This is a genomic window from Pseudomonas sp. NFX1 (assembly GCF_051123555.1).
In the GTDB taxonomy this organism is placed as follows: Bacteria; Pseudomonadota; Gammaproteobacteria; order Pseudomonadales; family Pseudomonadaceae; genus Aquipseudomonas; species Aquipseudomonas capeferrum.
Map to the genome: position 1 here is coordinate 1,276,257 of NZ_CP169366.1, position 19,845 is coordinate 1,296,101.

The 19,845-nt window shown below is 66.2% G+C and carries 16 protein-coding genes; all 16 read left to right on the plus strand.

The features are described 5' to 3' along the window. The first annotated feature begins 110 nt into the window (after window positions 1–110). The 16 genes from mdcA (at window position 111) to DJ563_RS05735 (ending at window position 19,810) form a co-directional block, all read left to right on the plus strand. Window positions 111–1,772, plus strand: coding sequence for a malonate decarboxylase subunit alpha (gene mdcA, locus DJ563_RS05660; RefSeq protein WP_274100242.1), 1,662 nt, complete (start codon window positions 111–113; stop codon window positions 1,770–1,772). Continuing rightward, window positions 1,772–2,614 carry a triphosphoribosyl-dephospho-CoA synthase gene (locus DJ563_RS05665; RefSeq protein WP_434519001.1) on the plus strand — a complete coding sequence of 281 codons (843 nt, stop codon included), beginning with the start codon at window positions 1,772–1,774 and terminating at the stop codon, window positions 2,612–2,614. The genes mdcA and DJ563_RS05665 overlap by 1 nt, the downstream gene beginning before the upstream one ends. A gap of 1 nt (window position 2,615) precedes the next feature. Next, window positions 2,616–2,912, plus strand: a complete 297-nt coding sequence (locus DJ563_RS05670; protein WP_033697564.1) for a malonate decarboxylase subunit delta — start codon at window positions 2,616–2,618, stop codon at window positions 2,910–2,912. Next, entirely contained in the window at window positions 2,909–3,757 is an 849-nt protein-coding gene (locus DJ563_RS05675) for a biotin-independent malonate decarboxylase subunit beta (protein WP_434519002.1), read from the plus strand. The genes DJ563_RS05670 and DJ563_RS05675 overlap by 4 nt, the downstream gene beginning before the upstream one ends. Then, window positions 3,754–4,545, plus strand: coding sequence for a biotin-independent malonate decarboxylase subunit gamma (mdcE, locus tag DJ563_RS05680; RefSeq protein ID WP_434519003.1), 792 nt, complete (start codon window positions 3,754–3,756; stop codon window positions 4,543–4,545). Before DJ563_RS05675 ends, mdcE begins: the two co-directional genes overlap by 4 nt. Before the next feature lies 1 nt (window position 4,546). Further along, the gene (locus DJ563_RS05685; RefSeq protein WP_434519004.1) at window positions 4,547–5,161 is read left to right on the plus strand and encodes a malonate decarboxylase holo-ACP synthase; all 615 of its coding nucleotides are present in this window, start codon (window positions 4,547–4,549) and stop codon (window positions 5,159–5,161) included. Next, entirely contained in the window at window positions 5,158–6,078 is a 921-nt protein-coding gene (mdcH, locus tag DJ563_RS05690; RefSeq protein ID WP_274100185.1) for a malonate decarboxylase subunit epsilon, read from the plus strand. The genes DJ563_RS05685 and mdcH overlap by 4 nt, the downstream gene beginning before the upstream one ends. Window positions 6,079–6,241: 163 nt before the next feature. Next, a complete protein-coding gene (madL, locus tag DJ563_RS05695; RefSeq protein ID WP_274100184.1) occupies window positions 6,242–6,664 on the plus strand; it encodes a malonate transporter subunit MadL in 423 nt (140 codons plus the stop codon). 2 nt (window positions 6,665–6,666) lie between these two features. Next, entirely contained in the window at window positions 6,667–7,431 is a 765-nt protein-coding gene (gene madM / locus DJ563_RS05700) for a malonate transporter subunit MadM (RefSeq protein ID WP_033697574.1), read from the plus strand. A gap of 170 nt (window positions 7,432–7,601) precedes the next feature. Then, a complete protein-coding gene (mnxG, locus tag DJ563_RS05705) occupies window positions 7,602–13,463 on the plus strand; it encodes a manganese-oxidizing multicopper oxidase MnxG (RefSeq protein ID WP_274100183.1) in 5,862 nt (1,953 codons plus the stop codon). Window positions 13,464–13,481: 18 nt separating this feature from the next. Beyond that, a complete protein-coding gene (locus DJ563_RS05710; RefSeq protein ID WP_434519005.1) occupies window positions 13,482–15,473 on the plus strand; it encodes a cytochrome D1 domain-containing protein in 1,992 nt (663 codons plus the stop codon). Next, on the plus strand, window positions 15,470–16,162 hold the full coding sequence (locus DJ563_RS05715) for an SCO family protein (RefSeq protein WP_434519006.1): 693 nt from the start codon (window positions 15,470–15,472) through the stop codon (window positions 16,160–16,162). The genes DJ563_RS05710 and DJ563_RS05715 overlap by 4 nt, the downstream gene beginning before the upstream one ends. Beyond that, on the plus strand, window positions 16,159–16,824 hold the full coding sequence (locus tag DJ563_RS05720; RefSeq protein WP_033697584.1) for an SCO family protein: 666 nt from the start codon (window positions 16,159–16,161) through the stop codon (window positions 16,822–16,824). The genes DJ563_RS05715 and DJ563_RS05720 overlap by 4 nt, the downstream gene beginning before the upstream one ends. A 5-nt stretch (window positions 16,825–16,829) precedes the next feature. Further along, window positions 16,830–18,374, plus strand: coding sequence for an ABC transporter substrate-binding protein (locus tag DJ563_RS05725; protein WP_434519697.1), 1,545 nt, complete (start codon window positions 16,830–16,832; stop codon window positions 18,372–18,374). Between the two features lie 12 nt (window positions 18,375–18,386). After that, window positions 18,387–19,028 (plus strand): SurA N-terminal domain-containing protein, encoded by a 642-nt coding sequence (locus DJ563_RS05730; protein ID WP_274100152.1) that lies wholly within the window; start codon window positions 18,387–18,389, stop codon window positions 19,026–19,028. A 248-nt stretch (window positions 19,029–19,276) separates the two neighbouring features. Next, window positions 19,277–19,810, plus strand: coding sequence for a response regulator (locus DJ563_RS05735; protein WP_033697588.1), 534 nt, complete (start codon window positions 19,277–19,279; stop codon window positions 19,808–19,810). Window positions 19,811–19,845 lie beyond the last annotated feature (35 nt).

Sequence of the window (19,845 nt, forward strand, 5' to 3'; positions counted from 1 at the left end):
TAGGCCCTCAATTATTAACCTTAGCGTAACGATTGCCCATCCAGCTTGATTGATGCCCAGGCCCGCACCGCCCTAAGGTGACCCCACGACAGCGAACCCGTGGAGTCACCATGACAACAACGAAGAATCCACCGCCGCAATGGTCGCGGCGGCGCGCCGAGAAGCAGCGCCGCCTCGACCGGGCCCGCCACCTCGCCGACGGCGTGGTGCTGCCCACCGACCGTATCGTCGAGGCCCTGGAACTGTTGCTCGCCCCCGGAGACCGGGTGGTACTGGAAGGCAACAACCAGAAGCAGGCCGATTTCCTCTCGCGCTCACTGGCCAAGGTGGACCCAGCGCGCCTGCACGACCTGCACATGATCATGCCCAGCGTCAGCCGTGCCGAGCACCTGGACCTGTTCGAGCGTGGCATCGCCCGCAAGCTCGACTTCTCGTTCGCCGGGCCACAAAGCCTGCGCATCGGGCAGTTGCTGGAAGACGGCCTGCTCGAAGTCGGCGCCATCCACACCTACATCGAGCTTTACTCGCGGCTGCTGGTCGACCTTATCCCCAACGTGACACTGGTCGCAGGCTTCATGGCCGACCGTGATGGCAACCTCTATACCGGCCCCAGCACCGAAGACACCCCGGCCCTGGTGGAGCCTTGCGCGTTCAGCGATGGCATCGTCATCGCCCAGGTCAACCAACTGGTGGATCGGGTCGATGACCTGCCGCGCGTCGATATCCCTGCGTCCTGGGTCGACTTCGTGGTGGTCGCCGACCAGCCGTTCTACATCGAGCCGCTGTTTACCCGCGACCCGCGCCACATCAAGCCGGTGCATGTGCTGATGGCGATGATGGCGATCCGTGGCATCTATGAAAAACACCAGGTGCAGTCGCTGAACCACGGGATCGGCTTCAACACCGCAGCCATCGAACTGATCTTGCCAACCTACGGCCAATCCCTGGGCCTGAAAGGCAAGATCTGCCGCAACTGGACACTCAACCCTCACCCCACCCTGATACCCGCCATCGAGACCGGCTGGGTCGAAAGCGTACATTGCTTCGGCACCGAACTGGGCATGGAGGACTACATCGCCCAGCGCCCCGATGTGTTCTTCACCGGCCGCGATGGCTCGCTGCGCTCCAACCGCATGATGTGCCAGCTGGCCGGGCAGTACGCCGTCGACCTGTTCATCGGGGCCACCTTGCAGGTGGATGGCGATGGCCATTCCTCGACTGTAACCCGCGGCCGCCTGGCCGGCTTTGGCGGTGCGCCGAACATGGGCCATGACCCCCGTGGCCGCCGCCACGCAACCCCGGCCTGGCTCGACATGACCGTGCCCGAGACAATGCTCGAGCGCGGCCGCAAGCTGGTGGTGCAGATGGTCGAAACCTATCAGGAGGGCGGCAAGCCCACCTTCGTCGAAACCCTCGATGCGGTCGAAGTGGCGAAAAAAGCCGGCATGCCCCTGGCCCCTGTGATGATCTACGGCGATGACGTCACGCACCTGCTCACCGAAGAAGGCATCGCCTACCTGTACAAGGCGCGCACCCTCGAAGAGCGCCGGCAGATGATCGCTGCCGTAGCCGGCGTCACCGCCATTGGCCTGCGGCACGACCCCAAAGACACCCAACGCCTGCGCCAGCAAGGCCTGGTGGCATTGCCCGAAGACCTCGGCATCCGCCGCACCGACGCCAGCCGCGAGCTGCTGGCCGCGCGCAGTATTGCCGACCTGGTCGACTGGTCTGGCGGCCTGTACAACCCGCCCGCACGGTTCAGGAGCTGGTGATGAAAGCACTCAACCTGCACACCTTGCCCCTGGCCGACCGCCTGGCCGACCTGGCAGTCGATGCGCTGATCGACGAAGCCGACCTGTCGCCCAAACCGGGCCTGGTAGACCGTCGCAGCAACGGTGCCCACACGGACATGACGCTGGCGTTGATGCATGCCTCGGCGTTGGCCCTGTGGCCCTGCCTGCGGCAGATGGCCGAAGCGGCCGAGGCCATTGGCGAGATCGGCGTGCCCTTGCGCGCAGCCCTGGGCCGGATTGGCCGTGAGGGCGAAGCGGCGATGCTGGCGACCACGGGCGGGGTGAACACCCACCGCGGCGCGATCTGGGCCTTGGGCCTGCTGGTGGCCGCCAGTGCGCTGGATGCCCAGGCCGGCCCCGCTGCATTGGCCGCCCGCGCCGGGCGCATTGCACTGATCGACGACCCAGGCGCAACCCCTGAAGACAGCCATGGTGTGCAGATACAGCGCCGCTATGGCAGCGGCGGTGCCCGTGAGCAGGCGCAGTTGGGGTTCCCTGCTGTGATCACTCACGGCCTGCCGCAACTGCACCGCAGCCGCGCTGCCGGCGCCCGTGAAAACCAGGCACGGCTCGATGCCTTGCTCGCGATCATGGCGGCCCTGGCCGACACCTGTGTGCTTTGGCGTGCCGGGCCGCAAGGGCTGGCCACGGTCCAGCAGGGCGCCCGTGCCGTGCTGGAGGCGGGTGGCAGTGCCACCCTGGCCGGGCGCCGTCAGCTGCGCCGGCTGGACCAGCAGTTGCTGCACCTGAATGCCTCACCGGGCGGCGCCGCCGATCTGCTGGCCGCCTGCCTGTTCCTCGACAACGCCGGGAGCCTGTGACATGGAAACCCTGACCTTTCAATTCGCCGCCGCCGAACCTGGCCGTGGCCGCACCGTGGTGGGCTGCGTCAGCTCCGGCGACCTGGAGGTGCTGATCGAGCCCGGCACCGCCGGCAGCCTGCAGATTCAGGTCGTAACCTCGGTCAACGGCAGCGGCGCCCGCTGGGCGCAACTGTTCCAGCGCCTGTTCGAAGGCCGCCAATGGCCCGCTGTGAACATCGACATCCATGACTTCGGCGCCACCCCTGGCGTGGTGCGCCTGCGGCTGGAGCAAGGCTTCGAGGAGATCGCCCCATGACGGACATCGAACGCTTGCTGCAAAGCCGCAGCTTTGTCGAACTGGGCGCGCGCCAGCGGGCCCGCGCCGTACTCGACCCGGGTAGCTTCCGCGAACTGCTGGGCCCGTTCGACCGGCTCATGTCGCCCTGGCTGCCACGCCAGGGCATCGTGCCCCAGGCCGATGATGGCGTGGTCATCGCCAAGGGCCGCCTGAACGGCCGCCATACCGTGCTCGCCGCTATCGAAGGGGGCTTCCAGGGCGGCAGCATGGGCGAGGTGGGCGGGGCCAAGATCGCCGGTGCGCTGGAGCTGGCCATCGAAGACAACCGCAACGGTACCCCGACCAGCGCCGTGTTGCTGCTGGAAACCGGTGGCGTGCGCTTGCAGGAAGCCAACCTTGGGCTGGCGGCGATTGCCGAGATCCAGGCCGCGATCGTCGCGTTGCGCAGCTACCAGCCGGTGATCGGCCTGATCGCAGGTACGGTCGGCTGCTTCGGCGGCATGTCCATCGCTGCCGGGCTGTGCAGCCACGTGCTGGTCACCCGCGAGGCGCGCCTGGGCCTCAATGGCCCGCAGGTGATCGAGCAGGAAGCGGGCATCGGCGAATACGACGCCAAGGACCGGCCGTTCATCTGGAGCCTCACCGGTGGCGAGCAGCGCCATGCCAGCGGGCTGGTGGATGGCTACGTCGCCGACGATGTGGATGCCATCCGCCAGCAGCTTCTGCAACTGCTCGACACCCCAGCAACAGACCGGGCCAGCCGCCATGCCTGGTTCCTCGAGCGGCTGTCGCGCCTGGGCGATGACTGCCCGCAACTGGATGCCGCCGCCGTGCGCACCCTCTATCAAGGAGAAGCCAAATGAACCGTGCCTCGAACTGGCTGCCGGGCCTGGCCGGCGGCCAAGCGTTGTCGGGCTACCCCGCGTCGCTGCAGGTGATCGACGGCGAACTGGACAACCGCCTGGCCCGCTTCATTGCTGTGGTGCCGGATGCGCACAACCCGTTCCCCCGGGCCCGCGCGGGTGAAGTAGGCCTGCTGGAAGGCTGGGGGTTGGCCAAGGCGGTGAGCGAGGCGGTCGAGGCCGACCGCCACGGCGAGAAGCGCGCGATTGTCGCGGTCATCGATGTGCCGAGCCAGGCCTATGGCCGCCGCGAAGAAGCGTTGGGCATTCACCAGGCCCTGGCCGGTGCGGTGCAGGCGTATGCCCAGGCGCGCCTGGCCGGGCACCCGGTGATTGGCTTGCTGGTCGGCAAGGCGATGTCGGGTGCCTTTCTGGCGCATGGTTATCAAGCCCAGCGTCTGATCGCGTTGGATGACGCTGGGGTGATGGTGCATGCCATGGGCAAGGCCGCCGCCGCGCGCATTACCCTGCGCAGCGTCGAAGCGCTGGAAGCCCTGGCCGCCGAAGTGCCGCCGATGGCTTACGACCTCGACAGCTACGCCTCGCTGGGTTTGCTGTGGCGACGCCTTGGCGTGGACAACGCCGAGACGCCAAGCGCCGACGACCTGGCTCGGGTGCGTACGTGCCTGGCCGACGCTGTGCGCGATATCGGCAGCTCGACCGACCTGTCATCGCGGCTGACGGGCGAGAACCGGCGGGCGTCGCGCGAGGTGCGCGAGCACCTGCGTCGTCAGTGGCAGGGGGCCTGAGATGAGCACGCCACGCCCACACGACCTGCTCTGGGGGATGCCCCTGTCTGCGCTGCCTGCCGATACCCCGCAGTGGGCGCTGCAGGTGGTGGCAAGCGGCCAACCTGTGGTGGTGCGCCGTGCAGCCTGCGCGGACGGCTGCGTGGCGGTGGGCGTGCGCGGGCAAAGCCGGGATCAGCGGCTGGGCACGCAGATGCGCCTGGGCGATATCCAGCGTCTGCAAAGCCCTGAGGCATTGCGTTGTTGCGAGCCGAGCCTTTGGCCTGCGCTACAGGCCTTGGCCTCGGTGGCCCCGGTGCTCGACACCTGCGGGCTGGCCTGGGGCCCGACGGGCGGGGTGGGCTACCAGTTGGCCACGGGCATTGGCGTGTTGCACCTGGCCAGCGATCTGGACCTGGTCCTGCGTGCGCCGCACCCTTTGACACGGGCAAAGGCCCTGGAACTGCTGGACATCCTCGACTGCGCACCGTGCCGTATCGATGTGCAGCTGGAAACACCGGCAGGCGCCGTCGCCCTGCGCGAATGGGCAGGTTTTGCCCGGCGCGTACTGCTCAAATCGCCGCTCGGCGCGCGCCTGGTCAGCGACCCCTGGGCTGCCCTGGAGTGCGCGGCATGAGCAGCCTGTTCGCGTTCCCCGGCCAAGGGGCTCAGCAGGTGGGCATGTTGCATCGTCTGCCTGACGACGCCGGTCAATTGCTGGAAGAGGCCAGTGATACCTTGGGCCAGAGCGCCCTGGGCCTGGACAGCCAGGAGGCCCTGCAGGGCACCCGTGCGGTGCAGCTTTGCCTGCTGCTGAGCGGGGTTGCCTGGGCCCGTTGGCTGATGCAGCGCAGCCCTGCGCCGGACTACGTGGCCGGCCTGTCGATTGGCGCCTATCCCGCTGCGGTTGCGGCGGGTGCCCTGGGGTTCGCCGATGCTGTGCGGCTGGTGGCCCTGCGTGGCGAGCTGATGCAGTGCGCCTATCCGCACGGTTACGGTATGACCGCACTCAGCGGCCTCGACCTGGCTAGCGTCGAGCGTTTGCTGAGGGCGGTGGGCGGCGAGGTCTACGTCGCCAATCTCAACAGTGAAAACCAGATCGTCATTGCCGGCAGCGAGGCGGCCATGGCCGCGGTGGCACGCCGCGCGCGCAGCCTGGGCCAAGGCGTCGCACGGCGCCTGGCGGTGAGCGTGCCATCCCATTGCCCGCTGCTCGCCGGCCCGGCTGCAGAGCTTGCCAAGGCCTTTGCCACGGTCGAGCTGCGCCGGCCTGCGATCACCTACCTGAGTGGCAGCAGTGCACGGCCAATCTTCGATACACAGCGCTTGCGCGACGACCTGGCCGGCAACATGGCACAGGTGGTGGATTGGCGTGCCACGTTGCGCAACGCCTATGAACGCGGGGTACGCCTGCACCTGGAAATACCGCCGGGCAGTGTGCTCAGCGGCCTGGCCCGGCCGGTGTTTGAACAGGGCAGGGTGGTGAGCGTGGAAGGCACCCGTCCAGACACCCTCGACGCGCTGCTGCGCCAGGAGGTGGCCCAGAACCGATGATGGCAGGCTGGAGCGATGCCTGTAGGCGCGGCCTTGTGTCGCGAAAGGCCGCAAAGCGGCCCCGACAATCTGGCAACTCCCACATTGACCGCGTGAGCCGCGCAAGTGTGTGTTTACGAAGAACAACAACAAGCAACTTCGACACTATCTGAGGACAACAACAATGATTATCTATGGTGTGGCTCTGCTGGCGGTATGCACGCTTGCCGGCGTCATCGTCGGCGACTTCCTGGGCGTGCTGCTGGGTGTCAAATCCAATGTGGGCGGGGTCGGCATCGCCATGATCCTGCTGATCTGTGCGCGGTTGTACAGGCAGCGCCATGGCGGCATGAGCAAGGAGTGCGAGTTCGGCGTCGGCTTCTGGGGCGCCATGTACATCCCTGTGGTGGTGGCCATGGCCGCCCAGCAGAATGTGGTCACCGCCCTGCATGGCGGGCCGGTGGCGTTGCTGGCGGCGATCGGCGCAGTACTGGTGTGCGGTGCGACCATCGCGCTGATCAGCCGCAGCCACCGCGGTGAACCGTTGCCCGCACTTGAGCCTGCCCCCGAAGCCCCGGTGCAGGTTGCCCCTGCAGGAGGTCGTTGATCATGTGGCCGATCATGGACAATGCCCTGGAACACAACGGCCTGATCACGGCCTTCGCGGTGGTCGGTGCGATCATGTGGTTGTCGGTACTGATGTCGAAATACCTGACCTTCGGCCGGGTGCACGGCTCGGCGATCGCCATCGTCATCGGCCTGGTGCTGGCCTGGGTAGGCGGCACTGTTACCGGCGGGCAAAAAGGCCTGGCGGACATGGCGCTGTTCTCAGGCATCGGCCTGATGGGCGGGGCGATGCTGCGAGACTTCGCCATCGTCGCCACGGCCTTCGAAGTGCAGGCCACCGAAGCCCGCAAGGCCGGGATGATTGGCGCCGTGGCGTTGCTGCTGGGCACGGTGCTGCCGTTTATCGTCGGTGCGGCGGTCGCCTATGCGTTCGGTTACCGCGATGCCGTGAGCATGACCACCATCGGAGCGGGCGCCGTCACCTATATCGTCGGGCCAGTGACGGGCGCGGCCCTAGGCGCCAGCTCCGATGTGATGGCGTTGTCGATTGCCACGGGGTTGATCAAGGCGATTCTGGTGATGGTGTTCACGCCGGTATCGGCGCGCCTGCTGGCCCTGGACAACCCGCGTTCGGCCATGGTGTTCGGCGGTTTGGCCGGGACGGTGTCGGGGGTGACGGCGGGGTTGGCGGCAACGGACCGGCGGCTGGTGCCCTACGGCGCGTTGACGGCGACGTTCCATACCGGGCTGGGCTGCCTGATGGGGCCTTCGATCTTGTATTTCTGTGTGCGTGGCTTGATGGGTTAAGGCGATGGGCTGCGCAGCAGCCCCATCCCCCGAATCGGGGAAAGCCGTTGGGGAATCCTCCCCAATCTGTTTCGGTTGATCGCATAACACACTGAAATTAATAGCAATTCACATGTGGCATATACCTTGCTGAACCTCCTCGCAGAGTTCCTGTGTTCCGGAGGTGCAGCATGTCGACCCCGCTCAAAGGCCCCGTCCTGTCATCATTCTTCCTGGCCCTGCTTGGCTGGGAAGCGACCAGCGAGGCAGCTGTGCAGTGCCAGCGCACCTTGGTTGCCAATGTGGTGGCACTGGACCAGCCGCTGATGTTCAACCGCCTCGGCGCGCAAAACGCCAATGGCATGATGTTCGCCTTGCGCGAGGATGTGGTGGACGAGCACCAGGTCCCGCTCGGCAAAGGTGGCGCCGCCGTGCCTGGCAAAGTCACCTTGCGCCCGGACAAGCGCCCACGGCCAATCGTGTTGCGTGTGGCCGCAGGCGACTGCCTCACCGTCAACCTGACCAACCTGCTGGCCTACCAGGCCAACCCCAACAAGCACGGCATCGACCACGAAGAGAACGAGGCCGAAGGGGAGGAGGAGGAAGGGCCGGAAACCGAATTCGAAAACGAAGGCGGTGAGCACTTCGTCGCCGATGAGCAAGTCAGCGACCGCCACGTAGGCTTCCAGGTCAACGGCCTGCAAGCGGTCAACAGCATTGGCGATATTGCTGCCAACACCGGCCGCAACGGCAACTTCCTGGTGTCACCGGGCAACACCCGCAGCTACACCCTGTATGCCGAACGCGAAGGGGCGTTCGCCGCCACCAGCCAAGGCGCGACCTTCGGCGGCCAGGGCGGTGCCGGTAACGTTGCCAATGGCTTGTTCGGCCAGGTGGTGGTGGTGCCCAAAGGCGGGCGCACCTTCCGCAACACCCTCACAGAAGAAGAGATGCGCCTGGCCAGCACCGGCCGCACCGCCACTGGCCAACCGGTTATCGATTACCAGGCACGCTACCCGCAGGCCGAGCCCTGGATCACCGAAGGCAAGGCCGGGAAACCGATCATCGCCATGGTCGATGGCAACGAGATCCTCAACAGCGAGACCGATGCCATTGTCATGGGTCCCAACCCCGATGGCAGCTTCCCGCGTTCGACCTATCCGCTGGAAAGCGTCAACAAACGTAACCCGGCGCTGCCCAACCGGCTGGACGCGTTCCGTGATTTCGCCTCGCAGTTCGCCGACGAAGTGGCCGCAACCCAGGCCTTCCCCGGTTACTGGGCCGACCCGATCATGGGCCATGTACTGGAGCCGACCCGTGATTCGTTCATGATCAACTACGGCTCGGGGGGCATGGGTGCCGAAGTGGTGGCCAACCGCCTGGGCGTGGGCCCGATGCACGACTGCTTGTCCTGCGCCTACGAGGAGTTCTTCCTCAGCGCCCACACCGTGGGCGATATCGGCACGCTGGTGGATGTGCCGGCCAACGTTGGCCTGGAGAACATCCGCCCAGGCGAGACGCCGCCGGCCAGCGCCATCGGCGTCAAGGCCAGCATGGCCCTGTACCCGTCAGAACCGGCCAACGTCCACCACAGCTACATTGGTGACTTCACCAAGTTCCGCAACACGCACAACGGTCACGAACAGCACATCTTCCATTTGCACGGGCACCAATGGCTGTTCAACCCCAACGACGATAACTCCGACTACGTCGACGCCCAGGGTATCGGCCCGGGCATCGGCTACACCTACGAGATCGCCAACGGTGGCTCTGGCAACCGTAACCGGGTGGCCGGCGATGCCATCTATCACTGCCACTTCTACCCGCACTTCGCCCAGGGCATGTGGGCCATGTGGAGGGTGCACGATGTATTCGAGGAAGGCACCCGGCTGGAGGTCAGTGGCCAGGCCGCGAACGGCTACCACAGCACCCCGTTTGCCCTGCGCAGCGGCAAACCGGCGGTTGGCGCGCGGGCCTTGCCCGACGGTGAAATCATTGCCGGCACCCCCATCCCCGCCATCGTCCCGCTGCCTGGCAAAGCCATGGCGCCCATGCCGGGCAAGGTGGTCGTGGTACCCAAACTTGCCGAGCAACGGGTGGCAGCCAATGACGAGGAGGATGACGACGGCGAGGAGGGCGACGATGACCACGGCCATGGGGTAGCTGAACCCAAGGCCGTCGGCTCGCTGGCACTGGTTGACCGCAGCGAGAGCAACCGTAACGCCGATGGCACCTTGAAAAACCCCGGTTATCCGTTCTGGATCGGTGGCATGGAAAGCAGTGTCGGCCAACGGCCTCCCACCCCGCCGCTGGACATGCTCGACCCTGCACTGGCCCAGCAACTCAAGAACAGCGGCAACGCCCTGTGGGCCAACCTGGACGCCAACCAGGTCGATGGTTGGGATGGTGGCCTCGGCCGGCATGCACTGGATGGTGTTTCGGCAGGGGGTGAAGCACAGACCACCACCACCAAGCTGGATTTCTCCAAGGTGGTGCACAAAGCCAAGCCGATCTACCTGCCCGAAGAGGGCACGGAAGTCGAGCAGGCAGCCATGAAATTCCACGCCAAGGCCGAGCACCCCAGCTATGCGCTGATACCCGGCAGCCAACCGGTGGCGCGTAACTTCCGCACCAACGGCGCCCTGCCGACCGCCGGTGCGCCGTTCTTCGAACCCTGCATGGACGACCGTGGCAAGCGCCTCACCCAGTCGTCGGGTGTGGGCGAGTACGCCAGCGGCGAGAGCCTGACCGGCATGAACTTCCGCGGCGCTTCCACCTTCACCGCCGACCGCCCGCGCATCTACAAGGGCGCCAATATCCAGTTCGATGCGGTCTATAACAAGGTCGGCTACCACTTCCCGCAGGCACGCATCATCGCCCTCTGGGAAGATGCCTGGCCGGTGATCACCAAGCAGCGCCCGCCAGAGCCGTTGGTGATGCGCATGAACACTTTCGACTGCACCATGTACCAGCACACCAACCTGATCCCCTCCATTTATGAGATGGACGACTACCAGGTACGCACCCCGACCGACGTGATCGGCCAGCATATCCACCTGCCCAAGTGGGACCTCACCGCAGCCGACGGTTCGGCCAACGGCTGGAACTACGAGGACGGCATCCTCTCGCCCGGCAGCGTGGTCGAGCGCGTGCATGCCATTCGTGCCTACAACGGTTGTACCGAAGGCGACAGCCGGGACGGTACCGCCGCCTGCCCGAAAGCCAAGCAACACCCTTACTTCGGGCGTTTCGGCCGGGCCGACTGGGTGGGCGCGCGCACGGCGATGCAACGTTGGTTCGCCGACCCGGTGGTCAACGTGCATAACGTCGACCGTGGCCTGGGCACCATCTTCACCCACGACCACCTTGGCCCATCGACCCACCAGCAGTTGGGCCTTTACGCCACGGTATTGGCCGAGCCTGCCGGCTCTACCTGGTACCACGCCGAAACCGGCGAGCAGCTGTACAACCCGTCTCGCCAGGACGGCGGGCCGACCTCGTGGCAGGCGGTGATCAAGACCGGTGACCATGACGGCGATGGCCGTAACGACAGCTACCGCGAGTTCTTCCTCGAGTACAGCGACTTCCAGCATGCCTATGAAGCGGGCGTGTACGTTGGCGCGGGGCCAGACGGTATTCCCAATGGCCAGTCGTACCCGGCCACTGCCGACAGCTTCCGCTACGCCATCAACCCACCGGTACGGCAGAAGGCCTCGTCGCTGCTCGAATCGGTGGTCGAGTCGCGTGGCGGGCTGAGCCCAGGGTGCCCGACCCGGCCGTGCCCACAGGCCATTTCGGTGGATGACCCTGGCATGTTCGTCGTCAACTACCGTAACGAGCCGCTGGCCCTGCGGGTGTTCGACCCCAACAAGGTGGCCCCGGACGGCAAGCGTGGCATGCAGGCCGACGGCCTGGGCGGCGACCTCAGCTATGCCTTGCAAAGCCGCATTGACCGCGCGATCCCGGCGATGAACATGGCGCCTTCGGCGATCACCTCGGCGGTGGGCCCCACCGGTGGCACCACGGTATTCCCGCCGCACATCAACACCGCCGGCAGCGAACCCGGCGACCCGTTCACGCCAATGTTGCGCACCTACTCGGGCGACAACGTGCGGCTGCGCATGCATGCCGGTGGCCATGAAGAGGAGCACAACGTCACCTTGCACGGGGTCAAGTGGCTGCAGAACGGCTCGGGCTTTGGCAGCAGCTCCAACTCGGGGTGGAAAGCGTCGCAGATGATCGGCATCTCCGAGCAACTGGGCTTCATGGCGCCGGTGTCGATGATCTCCAGCTCCGCCGCCACCAACGGCGACTACCTGTACTCGCTGGACGCGGCACTGGAAGGCTACTGGAATGGCATCTGGGGCATCATGCGCAACTACACCACCTTGCGCCCGGACCTGTTCCCGCTGTCGAACAACCCGCAGCCGGTGGCCATGCGCAACACCGTGAACTTTGACGGCATCTGCCCGAAAACCACGGCCAACGTCAATGGCATCGGCACCCGGGCGACGGTCAAGCGCAACTACGAGATCGTCGCCGCACTGGCCAACGACATCCTTGAGAACCGCCACGGCGTCAGCATCGCCGACCCGGCGGGGGTTGGCCAGCATGTCGGTGGCCCGCTCAAGGCCGCCGGCGGCACCCTGGTGTTCAACAGCCGCACCACCAGCATCCCGCAGGTCACGGTGGTCGACGAGGAGGACGGCACCACCTTCACCGTCGGCGGCCACAGCGCGCCGCTGCACGATCCGACCGCTGTGCTGTATGTGCGCAAGGCAGACCTGGATGCCAGTACCGGCAAGCTCAAGCCCGGCGTGCCGGTAGAGCCGCTGGTGCTGCGCGCCAGCGCCGGTGACTGCATCAGCATCACCTTGGAAAACCGCCTGCCGCTGGTGATGCCCGACCTGCCGAGCACCGCAGTGATGCAGAACGTGGTCAAACGTGACCGCAACGGCAGCGAAGGCTCCACCGCCTTCAACAACAACCTGATGCGGCCTTCCAGCCATGTGGGCCTGCATGCCCAGTTGCTGGCCTACGACATCACCAAGTCCGACGGTGCCAACGTTGGCCTCAACCCGGTGCAGACCGTGCCGCCGCGGGCCGGCAACAGCGGCGCCTACCCGTCCAAGGTGTACCAGTACTACGCCGGCCACCTGGAGCGCGAAGGTAAACCGGTGCTGCAACTGGGCCGTACGGTAGACAACATCAACACCACGGCGATCGAGTTCGGCGGCCTCAACCTGACCCCGTCGGACTTCATCAAGCAACCACAAAAAGGCCTGGTGGGTGCCATGAGCATCCTGCCGCAGGCTGCCACCTTCACCGAGGACACCGCCAGCCGTGCCCAGGCGACCGTGAAAGTCAGCGGCCAGCCCGACTACCGCGACTTTGTCACGGTGTGGCAGCGCTCGATGAACATGCGCTGGGCTGATGGCCGGCCTGTGGAAGGTATCGCCACCGAGGGCAATGGCGTGCCGGGCGACCCTAAAGACAACGGCAACATGGCCATGAACTACAAGACCGAACCGTTGTGGCTGCGCTTCGGCATGGCGCCGGACGCACCCTTCGGCCACGCCGACGGCAATGGCTTTGCCGATGTGCCAAATGCCCACATGGCCTACAGCAACGCCCTGGTCGGTGGCGACCCGCAAACGCCGGTGCTGTGGGCCAAGCCTGGCCAGCCGGCGCGCAGCCATGTGCTGATGCCAAGCGGTGGCAGCCGCGGTATCACCTACCAGCTGGACGGGCACCTGTGGCCGCTGCACGCCTACCAGGCCGAGAAGAACGACGCCGATGGCTACCCGATGAGCCTGCCTGGCATCGGCTCGGTGCGCTTCGGCTACAACCCGATGTCCATCTACATCGGTGCCCAGGAAAGCGTACTGCCGGCGGCGCACTTCAGCTTCATGCTGCCCAGCGCAGGCGGGGCCAACGCGGTGCCGGGGGACTACCTGTTCCGCGACTACGCCGCCTACGGCAACCTCTCGGGGCTGTGGGGGATCTTGCGGGTAACCAACGAAGCGCCGCCGGCAACGGCTGCAGCACAATAACGACATGGGAGCGCGAGCATGAACAAGAAGACTCGCCCTGCTTACTTGGGGGTACTGCTGGGGGTAGCGCTGATCGGCCTGGGCGTTGCCTATGAAAAACTCTGGTGCGACCCGCGCGAGCTGTTGCAGGAGCCTGCCGACCCGCAGGCCCTGCATCGGCTCAGCCGGGACGGCGTGACCGTGGAGTTCGAGGCCCGCCCGCTGGCCGGGGGCGAGCTGCGCGAAGGCGCCTTTGCCAGCATTCGCTTCAAGGTCAGCGACCAGACCAGCGGCCAGCCGCTGTCGGGCATGGCGCCGGGGGCCTGGATCGACCCGGCCCAGTCGGCACCGGTTGGCGACCGCGACCAAAGCTGCAAGGCCCGTGTCGCACTGTTCTTGAAAAGCAGCATTGGCGCCCGGCCGCTGCTCGACCTCAACAGCTACTTCCTGTTGATGCTGAACAAGGACGCCAGCCTGACGGTGATCGACCCGACGGTGTCGGTGGGCGGTGTCACCAGCACCATGGCCCGCATCGAATTGCCGGGCAGCCCCATGGACTGGGCAGCCACCGGCGACGACAAACAGGTGTTCGTGTCGATCCCCGAACGCGGCAAGGTGTCGGTGATCGACACCGAAACCTTCACCCGCGTGGCGGACCTGGACGCCGGCGAGCAATCGACACGGGTGGTGCTGCAACCCGACCAGCACCGGCTTTGGGTGGGCAACAACAGCAGTGACCCGGCCAAGGGTGGGGTAACGGTGATCGATGTGCCCGGGCGCAGTACGCTCAAGTCCTTCGCCACCGGCTCCGGGCACCACGAGATCGCCTTCAGCAGCGACTCGCACTACGCCTACGTCAGCAACCGCGACAGCGGCACCCTGAGCATCATCGACATCCCCGAAATGCGCCTGGCCAAGACCCTGGAGGTGGGCCCGCACCCGCTGTCGGTGAGCTACTCGGCGTTGTCCCAGGCGGTCTACGTGGTCGACGGCAGGGAAGGCACGGTGCGGGTATTCGATGGCCGTAGCCATCAATTGCGCCACACCCTCACGGCTGAACAAGGCCTGGGCCCGATGCGCTTCAGCAGTGACGGGCGTTACGGCATCGTGCTCAACACCCTGGAAAACCAAGCCCTGGTGATCGACGCCAGTACCGACACGCTGATCCACCGCATCCCGGTGGCGGCCGAACCGTATCAGCTGACCTTCACCAAGGGCTATGCCTACGTGCGGGGCCTGGCCTCGCCGAGGGTCAGCATGATCAACCTGGGCAGCCTTGGGCAGGGGCGTTCGCCGATCGTCCAAGGCTTCGACGCAGGCCCCGCCGCGCCGCGCCAGGCCGGCGACCTGCCGCTGGCCCAGGGGCTGTCGGTATCGCGTGACGACAACTCGGTGTTCGTGGTCAACCCGGTGGACAACACCACCTACTTCTACGCCGAGGGCATGAACGCGCCGATGTCCGGCTACAACAACCGCGGCCATCAGGCCCGCGCCGCCATCGTCGTCGACCGCAGCCTGCGCGAGGTGGCCCCGGGGGTGTACGGCTCGACGGTGAAAATGCCGGCAGCCGGCAAGTTCGACGTGGCCTTCCTGCTCAACCAGCCGCAGATCATTCACTGCTTCAGCACCGATGTCGCCGCAGCGCCGAATGCCCGCAAGCACAAGGGCGCGCATGCCGAGTTTCTCGGCCTTGAACAGCCGCTGCCGCAGCACAGCGCCTTCACCGCGCGGGTGCGCATCGTTGGCGATGACGGCGAGCCGCGGCTTGGCCTGAGCGACCTGAGCCTGCGCTATTTCCTGGCGCCGTCGTCGATGCCGCGCAACCTGCGCCTCGTAGAAGTGGGCGAGGGCATCTACCAGGCTGCATTGACCCTGCCTGAAGCCGGCGCCTGGTACCTGCATGTGCAGTCGCCGTCGCTTGGCCGCAAGTTTGCCGAAGAAAACTACACCAGCCTGCGCGTCCTGCCGGCTTCGGTCTCCACGGCTGCCCAAGGGGACGCTACCCAGATGCAAATAAGGAGTGTGCGATGAACGCCAAGCATGCTTTTACACGGCTGGGCCTGAGCCTGGCGCTGCCACTGTTGTTGTCCAGCAACCTGGCCCTGGCCCATGCCGGGCATGACCACGATGGCCCTGCCGAGCAACCGCCCGCCGCGCGACAGGAGAAGGCCAGCCTGCGCTTCGCCGATGTCTCGCTGCTCGACCAGGATGGCATGCCGGTGCGCCTGGAGAAGGACCTGGTCGGGGATCACCTGGTGGTGATGGGGTTCATCTACACCAGCTGCACCACGGTGTGCCCGGTGGTGTCGTCGATCATGGGCAAGGTCCAGCAGCAGTTGGGCGGCCGTGTCGGCGAGGAGATCCACCTGGTGTCGATCAGCGTCGACCCGCAGCGCGATGACGCCAAGCGCCTGCAGCACTACGCCAAGGCCTTTCAGAAAGGGCCAGGCTGGAGCTGGCTGACCGGCACGCCGTACGCCATCACCGAAACCCTCAAGGGCCTGGGCAGCTTCAGTGCCGACCTGAGCCAGCATCCGCCGCTGATCCTGGTGGGTGATGGCCGCAGCGGGCACTGGACCCGCTACTACGGCTTCACCGACCCGGCGGTATTGGTCGCGGAGATCAACCGCCTGAGCGCCCGCCGGGTGCATGCCAAAAGCACGGCCATTGCCGAGCACAGCGCCGAACCCATCGCCGACCATAACGAGGTGCAACCATGAGCCATTCGACTTCTCGCCGCGTCGGGATGCGCAGTTTCGACTGGCTGGTACTGGGCGGCTGCCTGTGGATTCTCGCCTCGGTGGCCTTCGCCCATGACGGCCATGCGCCCCAGGCCCCCGAACCACAGCCCGCGCCCCAGGCGATGAGCAGTGGCGGCGGTACCCGCGATGCACAGACCTGGTTCACCGATACCGTGCTCAAGGACCAGAACGGCCGCGAGCTGCGCTTTTACAGCGATGTGCTCAAGGACAAGGTGGTGATGCTCAACGTGATCTTCACCCACTGCACCGATGCTTGCCCGCTGATCACCCGCAAGCTGCGGGAGGTGCGTGAGGCCATGGGGCCGGTCTTGGCAGGGCAGGTGACCTTCGTCTCGATCAGCAGCGACCCGCTCAACGACACCCCGGCGGCACTCAAGGCCTTTGCCCAGAAGCAGGGCGTGGATGGCCCCAACTGGTTGTTCCTGACGGGTGACAAGGCCAGTGTCGACCTGGTACTGGGCCGTATCGGCCAGTTCCTGCCCAGCCCCGAGCAGCATTCCACGCAGCTGATTGCCGGTGACGTGGCAGGCAAGCGCTGGAGCAAGATTCGTCCGGATGCACCACCTGTGGCGATCGCCCAGCGCATGCAGCTGCTGACCCAACCGCTGGCAGGTCGGTGACCATCATGAGTGCAGGCGGGTTTGGCCGCGCATACAACGCCCTGCTGTTGGCGCTAGGTTTAAGCCTTGCCAGCTCAGCCTTCGCCCTCGACCTCACCGAGCACGAACAGGCCGGCAAACGCCTGTACCGCGAAGGCCTGTCGAGCAGTGACGCGCAATTGCTGGCGCGGGTGGGCGCCAGCGACATGAGCGTGCCGGCCAGCGTGCTGCCCTGCGCCAGTTGCCACGGCAGCGACGGGCGCGGCCGCGCCGAGGGCGGTGTTCGCCCACCGAGCCTTGACTGGCAGCGCCTGGCACTGGGCCACGGCGAGCGCCAGGCCAACGGGCGCAGTTACCCGGGTTACACCGACGCCAGCCTGGCCAGGGCGATCCAGCAGGGCGTGGACCCTGCCGGCAACCACCTCGACGCCGCCATGCCGCGTTTCGAGCTGACCCTGGCCGACCAGCGCAACCTCACGGCCTACCTCAAACGCCTGGCCGAGGACCGCGACCCGGGCGTGGAGGAGGGCGTACTGCGGCTGGGGACGTTGCTCCCCGCTTCCGGGCCGCTGGCCGAAGCGGGGCATGTGGTGCGCGCGGTGCTTGAAGACGGCCTGGCGCAACTCAATCAGCAAGGCGGTGTGCATGGACGGCGCCTGGAGCTGGTGGTGCTCGACCCCGGCAGCGACCCGCACAGCGCCGAACAGGCCCTGCGCCAGCTGTTGGAACACGAGCAGGTGTTCAGCCTGATCACCCCCCTGGCACCGATGCTTGACCAGCGTCTGGCGCCCGTGCTGGCGCAACAGAATGTGCCGCTGATCGGCAGCACCCCGCGCAGTGGCGGCAGTGCGCAGATCTTCGACCCCCTGCCGGGCTTGCCCGTGCAACTGCTGAGCCTGGCCGGCCATGCCCGCGAAGCCTTGGGCCTTGGCCCGGATGGCCTGCGCGTGGTCTACGCCGGTAACGAGCAGGCGCCGCTGGCCGAACAGGTACGCGAGCAGCTTGTGCAGCAAGGCTGGGCACCTGGCGCCATCCAGGCCTTCGATGGCCAGGCCGTGGACGGCCAGGGCATCGTCTTTCTCGGCCGCGCCCAGGCCTTTGCCGAACTGGCCGCAGCGCTGCAGGCGGCAGGCCGCAAACCCTACCTGTTCGCGGCCTCCAGCCAGGTGGTCGGGGGGCTGGCAAGCCTGTCTGAGCAGTGGTCGCAACGGGTCTTCCTGGCTTATCCGTTCGTACCCGAAGACTGGACCGAGCAGGGCCTGGCAACCCTGGCCGGCCTGCAGCAACGCCAGGGCCTCGACCCACGCCAGGCGTCCTTGCAGGTGAATACCCTGTGCGCCCTGCGCCTGCTCACCGAAGCCCTCAAGCAGATTGGCCGGGATGCCAGCCGCGAGCAGATGATCACGGCCCTGGAAGGCCTGCACGATGTCACGACCGGCCTGACCCCGGCCCTGGGCTTTGGCCCCGGCCGTCGGCAGGGCATGGCCGGTGCCCATGTGGTGGCAGTGGCCTTGCCCGGGCCGCGATTCACCTCGGTTACCCCGTACCGGCCTGTGCCGGACGCCCTTTGAGCGGAGGTTGCCATGCGTACCCTGTTGTTGTGCCTGTTGTTGCTGACCACCACGGCGAGCTGGGCCGATGTGCCGGCAGCGCGGGTGAACGGTGTGCAGATCGATGCCATGCGCCTGGAGCGTTACTTCACGGAATACCTCGAAGCCCAGGGGCGGGCGGTGGCCAGCATCCGCAACCCGACCCTGTACAAGCGCCTGCGCGACCAGGCCCTGGATGAACTGATCGACAAGGAGCTGTTGTGGCAGGAAGCCCAGCGCCAGGGTATCGCCATCAGTGACGCGCAGGTGGCTGCCCATGTCGGCGAAGTGGAGGCTGCGTTCGGCAGCCCGACAGTGTTCGAGCGGCGGCTGGCAGAGGCGGGTTTCGATAGGGCAGAGTACGCTCAATACATGCGTCACGAGATGGCAGCGCAGCAGCTGTATGCCCAGCTAAGCGCGGTCGACGCGCCCAGCCAGGCACAAGTACAGGCCTTCTACGAGGCCAATCGGCAAACCCTGCAAGGAGCGCAGAACCAAAGTGATAATCCTTCTGTCATACGGGAACAGGGCCTGCGCTTGGCCAGGGCCACGCTTACCGGCCAATTGCAGGCGCAGGCTCGGCAAACCGTGCGCCAACGTTTGCGCGAATCCGCTAAAGTGGAAATCGCCGACTGAGGCCCTCGACGGTGTTCCCCCAAAGCTGGGGGATAACGACTTGGCAAAGTGCCATCAGGTTCCCCGGATGTGGGGAACTGGGCGAGCCTGGCTGCGCGCAGCAGACTGGGCGCCCTCGGGCAGCCTTGCCAGATCAACGACTTACAGCGGTGCAGCATGACTATTCACGCCTGGCACGAAGCCTGCTCAAGCCTTATCGAGGCCGCACTTCGCAGACCGGGTAACCGGGCAGTATTGGGGAGTCGACCTTGGTGAACAGAGTATTGGTAGTCGATGACGAACAGACCCTTGCGCAGAACCTGCAAGCGTATCTGCAGGCGCAAGGCCTGGATGTTCATGTTGCCCACGACGGTGCCAGTGGTATCGAGCAGGCTGAAAGCCTGGCACCGCAAGTGATCGTGCTGGATTACCGCTTGCCCGACATGGAGGGGTTTCAGGTTCTGGAGACCGTGCGCAAGAACAGGCAGTGCCATTTCGTGCTGATCACCGCTCACCCGACCGCCGAGGTCCGTGAGCGCGCCGCCGAACTTGGTGTGACCCATGTCCTGTTCAAGCCGTTCCCGTTGGCGGAACTGGCCCGCGCGATCTTCGACCTGATGGGCATCGAGCGCCGGCGCAGGGCCACGGACAACCCGGCAGAAGGGTTCGTCGAACGACGCCAGACCAGGAACGAATCGTTCCCCCTGCAGTTGTACGATGGTAGCTGGGTACTGGCCGACCGCCGCCGCAATGGCGCAAAGCCCCCAGGTGCTGACGACGAACAACTGCTCACAGGGGAATAGCGGCGCCCGCTACCCTGGCTGAGCCAGCCTGCGAC

Bases quoted from the DNA above. Each gene is read 5' to 3' on its own strand.
- madL (WP_274100184.1), top strand. From the start codon at position 6,242: ATGATTATCTATGGTGTGGCTCTGCTGGCGGTATGCACGCTTGCCGGC.
- DJ563_RS05725 (WP_434519697.1), top strand. From the start codon at position 16,830: ATGAGTGCAGGCGGGTTTGGCCGCGCATACAACGCCCTGCTGTTGGCG.
- DJ563_RS05685 (WP_434519004.1), top strand. From the start codon at position 4,547: ATGAGCACGCCACGCCCACACGACCTGCTCTGGGGGATGCCCCTGTCT.
- madM (WP_033697574.1), top strand. From the start codon at position 6,667: ATGTGGCCGATCATGGACAATGCCCTGGAACACAACGGCCTGATCACG.
- DJ563_RS05715 (WP_434519006.1), top strand. From the start codon at position 15,470: ATGAACGCCAAGCATGCTTTTACACGGCTGGGCCTGAGCCTGGCGCTG.
- mdcH (WP_274100185.1), top strand. From the start codon at position 5,158: ATGAGCAGCCTGTTCGCGTTCCCCGGCCAAGGGGCTCAGCAGGTGGGC.
- DJ563_RS05710 (WP_434519005.1), top strand. From the start codon at position 13,482: ATGAACAAGAAGACTCGCCCTGCTTACTTGGGGGTACTGCTGGGGGTA.
- DJ563_RS05665 (WP_434519001.1), top strand. From the start codon at position 1,772: ATGAAAGCACTCAACCTGCACACCTTGCCCCTGGCCGACCGCCTGGCC.
- DJ563_RS05720 (WP_033697584.1), top strand. From the start codon at position 16,159: ATGAGCCATTCGACTTCTCGCCGCGTCGGGATGCGCAGTTTCGACTGG.
- mdcA (WP_274100242.1), top strand. From the start codon at position 111: ATGACAACAACGAAGAATCCACCGCCGCAATGGTCGCGGCGGCGCGCC.
- DJ563_RS05730 (WP_274100152.1), top strand. From the start codon at position 18,387: ATGCGTACCCTGTTGTTGTGCCTGTTGTTGCTGACCACCACGGCGAGC.
- DJ563_RS05675 (WP_434519002.1), top strand. From the start codon at position 2,909: ATGACGGACATCGAACGCTTGCTGCAAAGCCGCAGCTTTGTCGAACTG.
- mdcE (WP_434519003.1), top strand. From the start codon at position 3,754: ATGAACCGTGCCTCGAACTGGCTGCCGGGCCTGGCCGGCGGCCAAGCG.
- DJ563_RS05670 (WP_033697564.1), top strand. From the start codon at position 2,616: ATGGAAACCCTGACCTTTCAATTCGCCGCCGCCGAACCTGGCCGTGGC.
- mnxG (WP_274100183.1), top strand. From the start codon at position 7,602: ATGTCGACCCCGCTCAAAGGCCCCGTCCTGTCATCATTCTTCCTGGCC.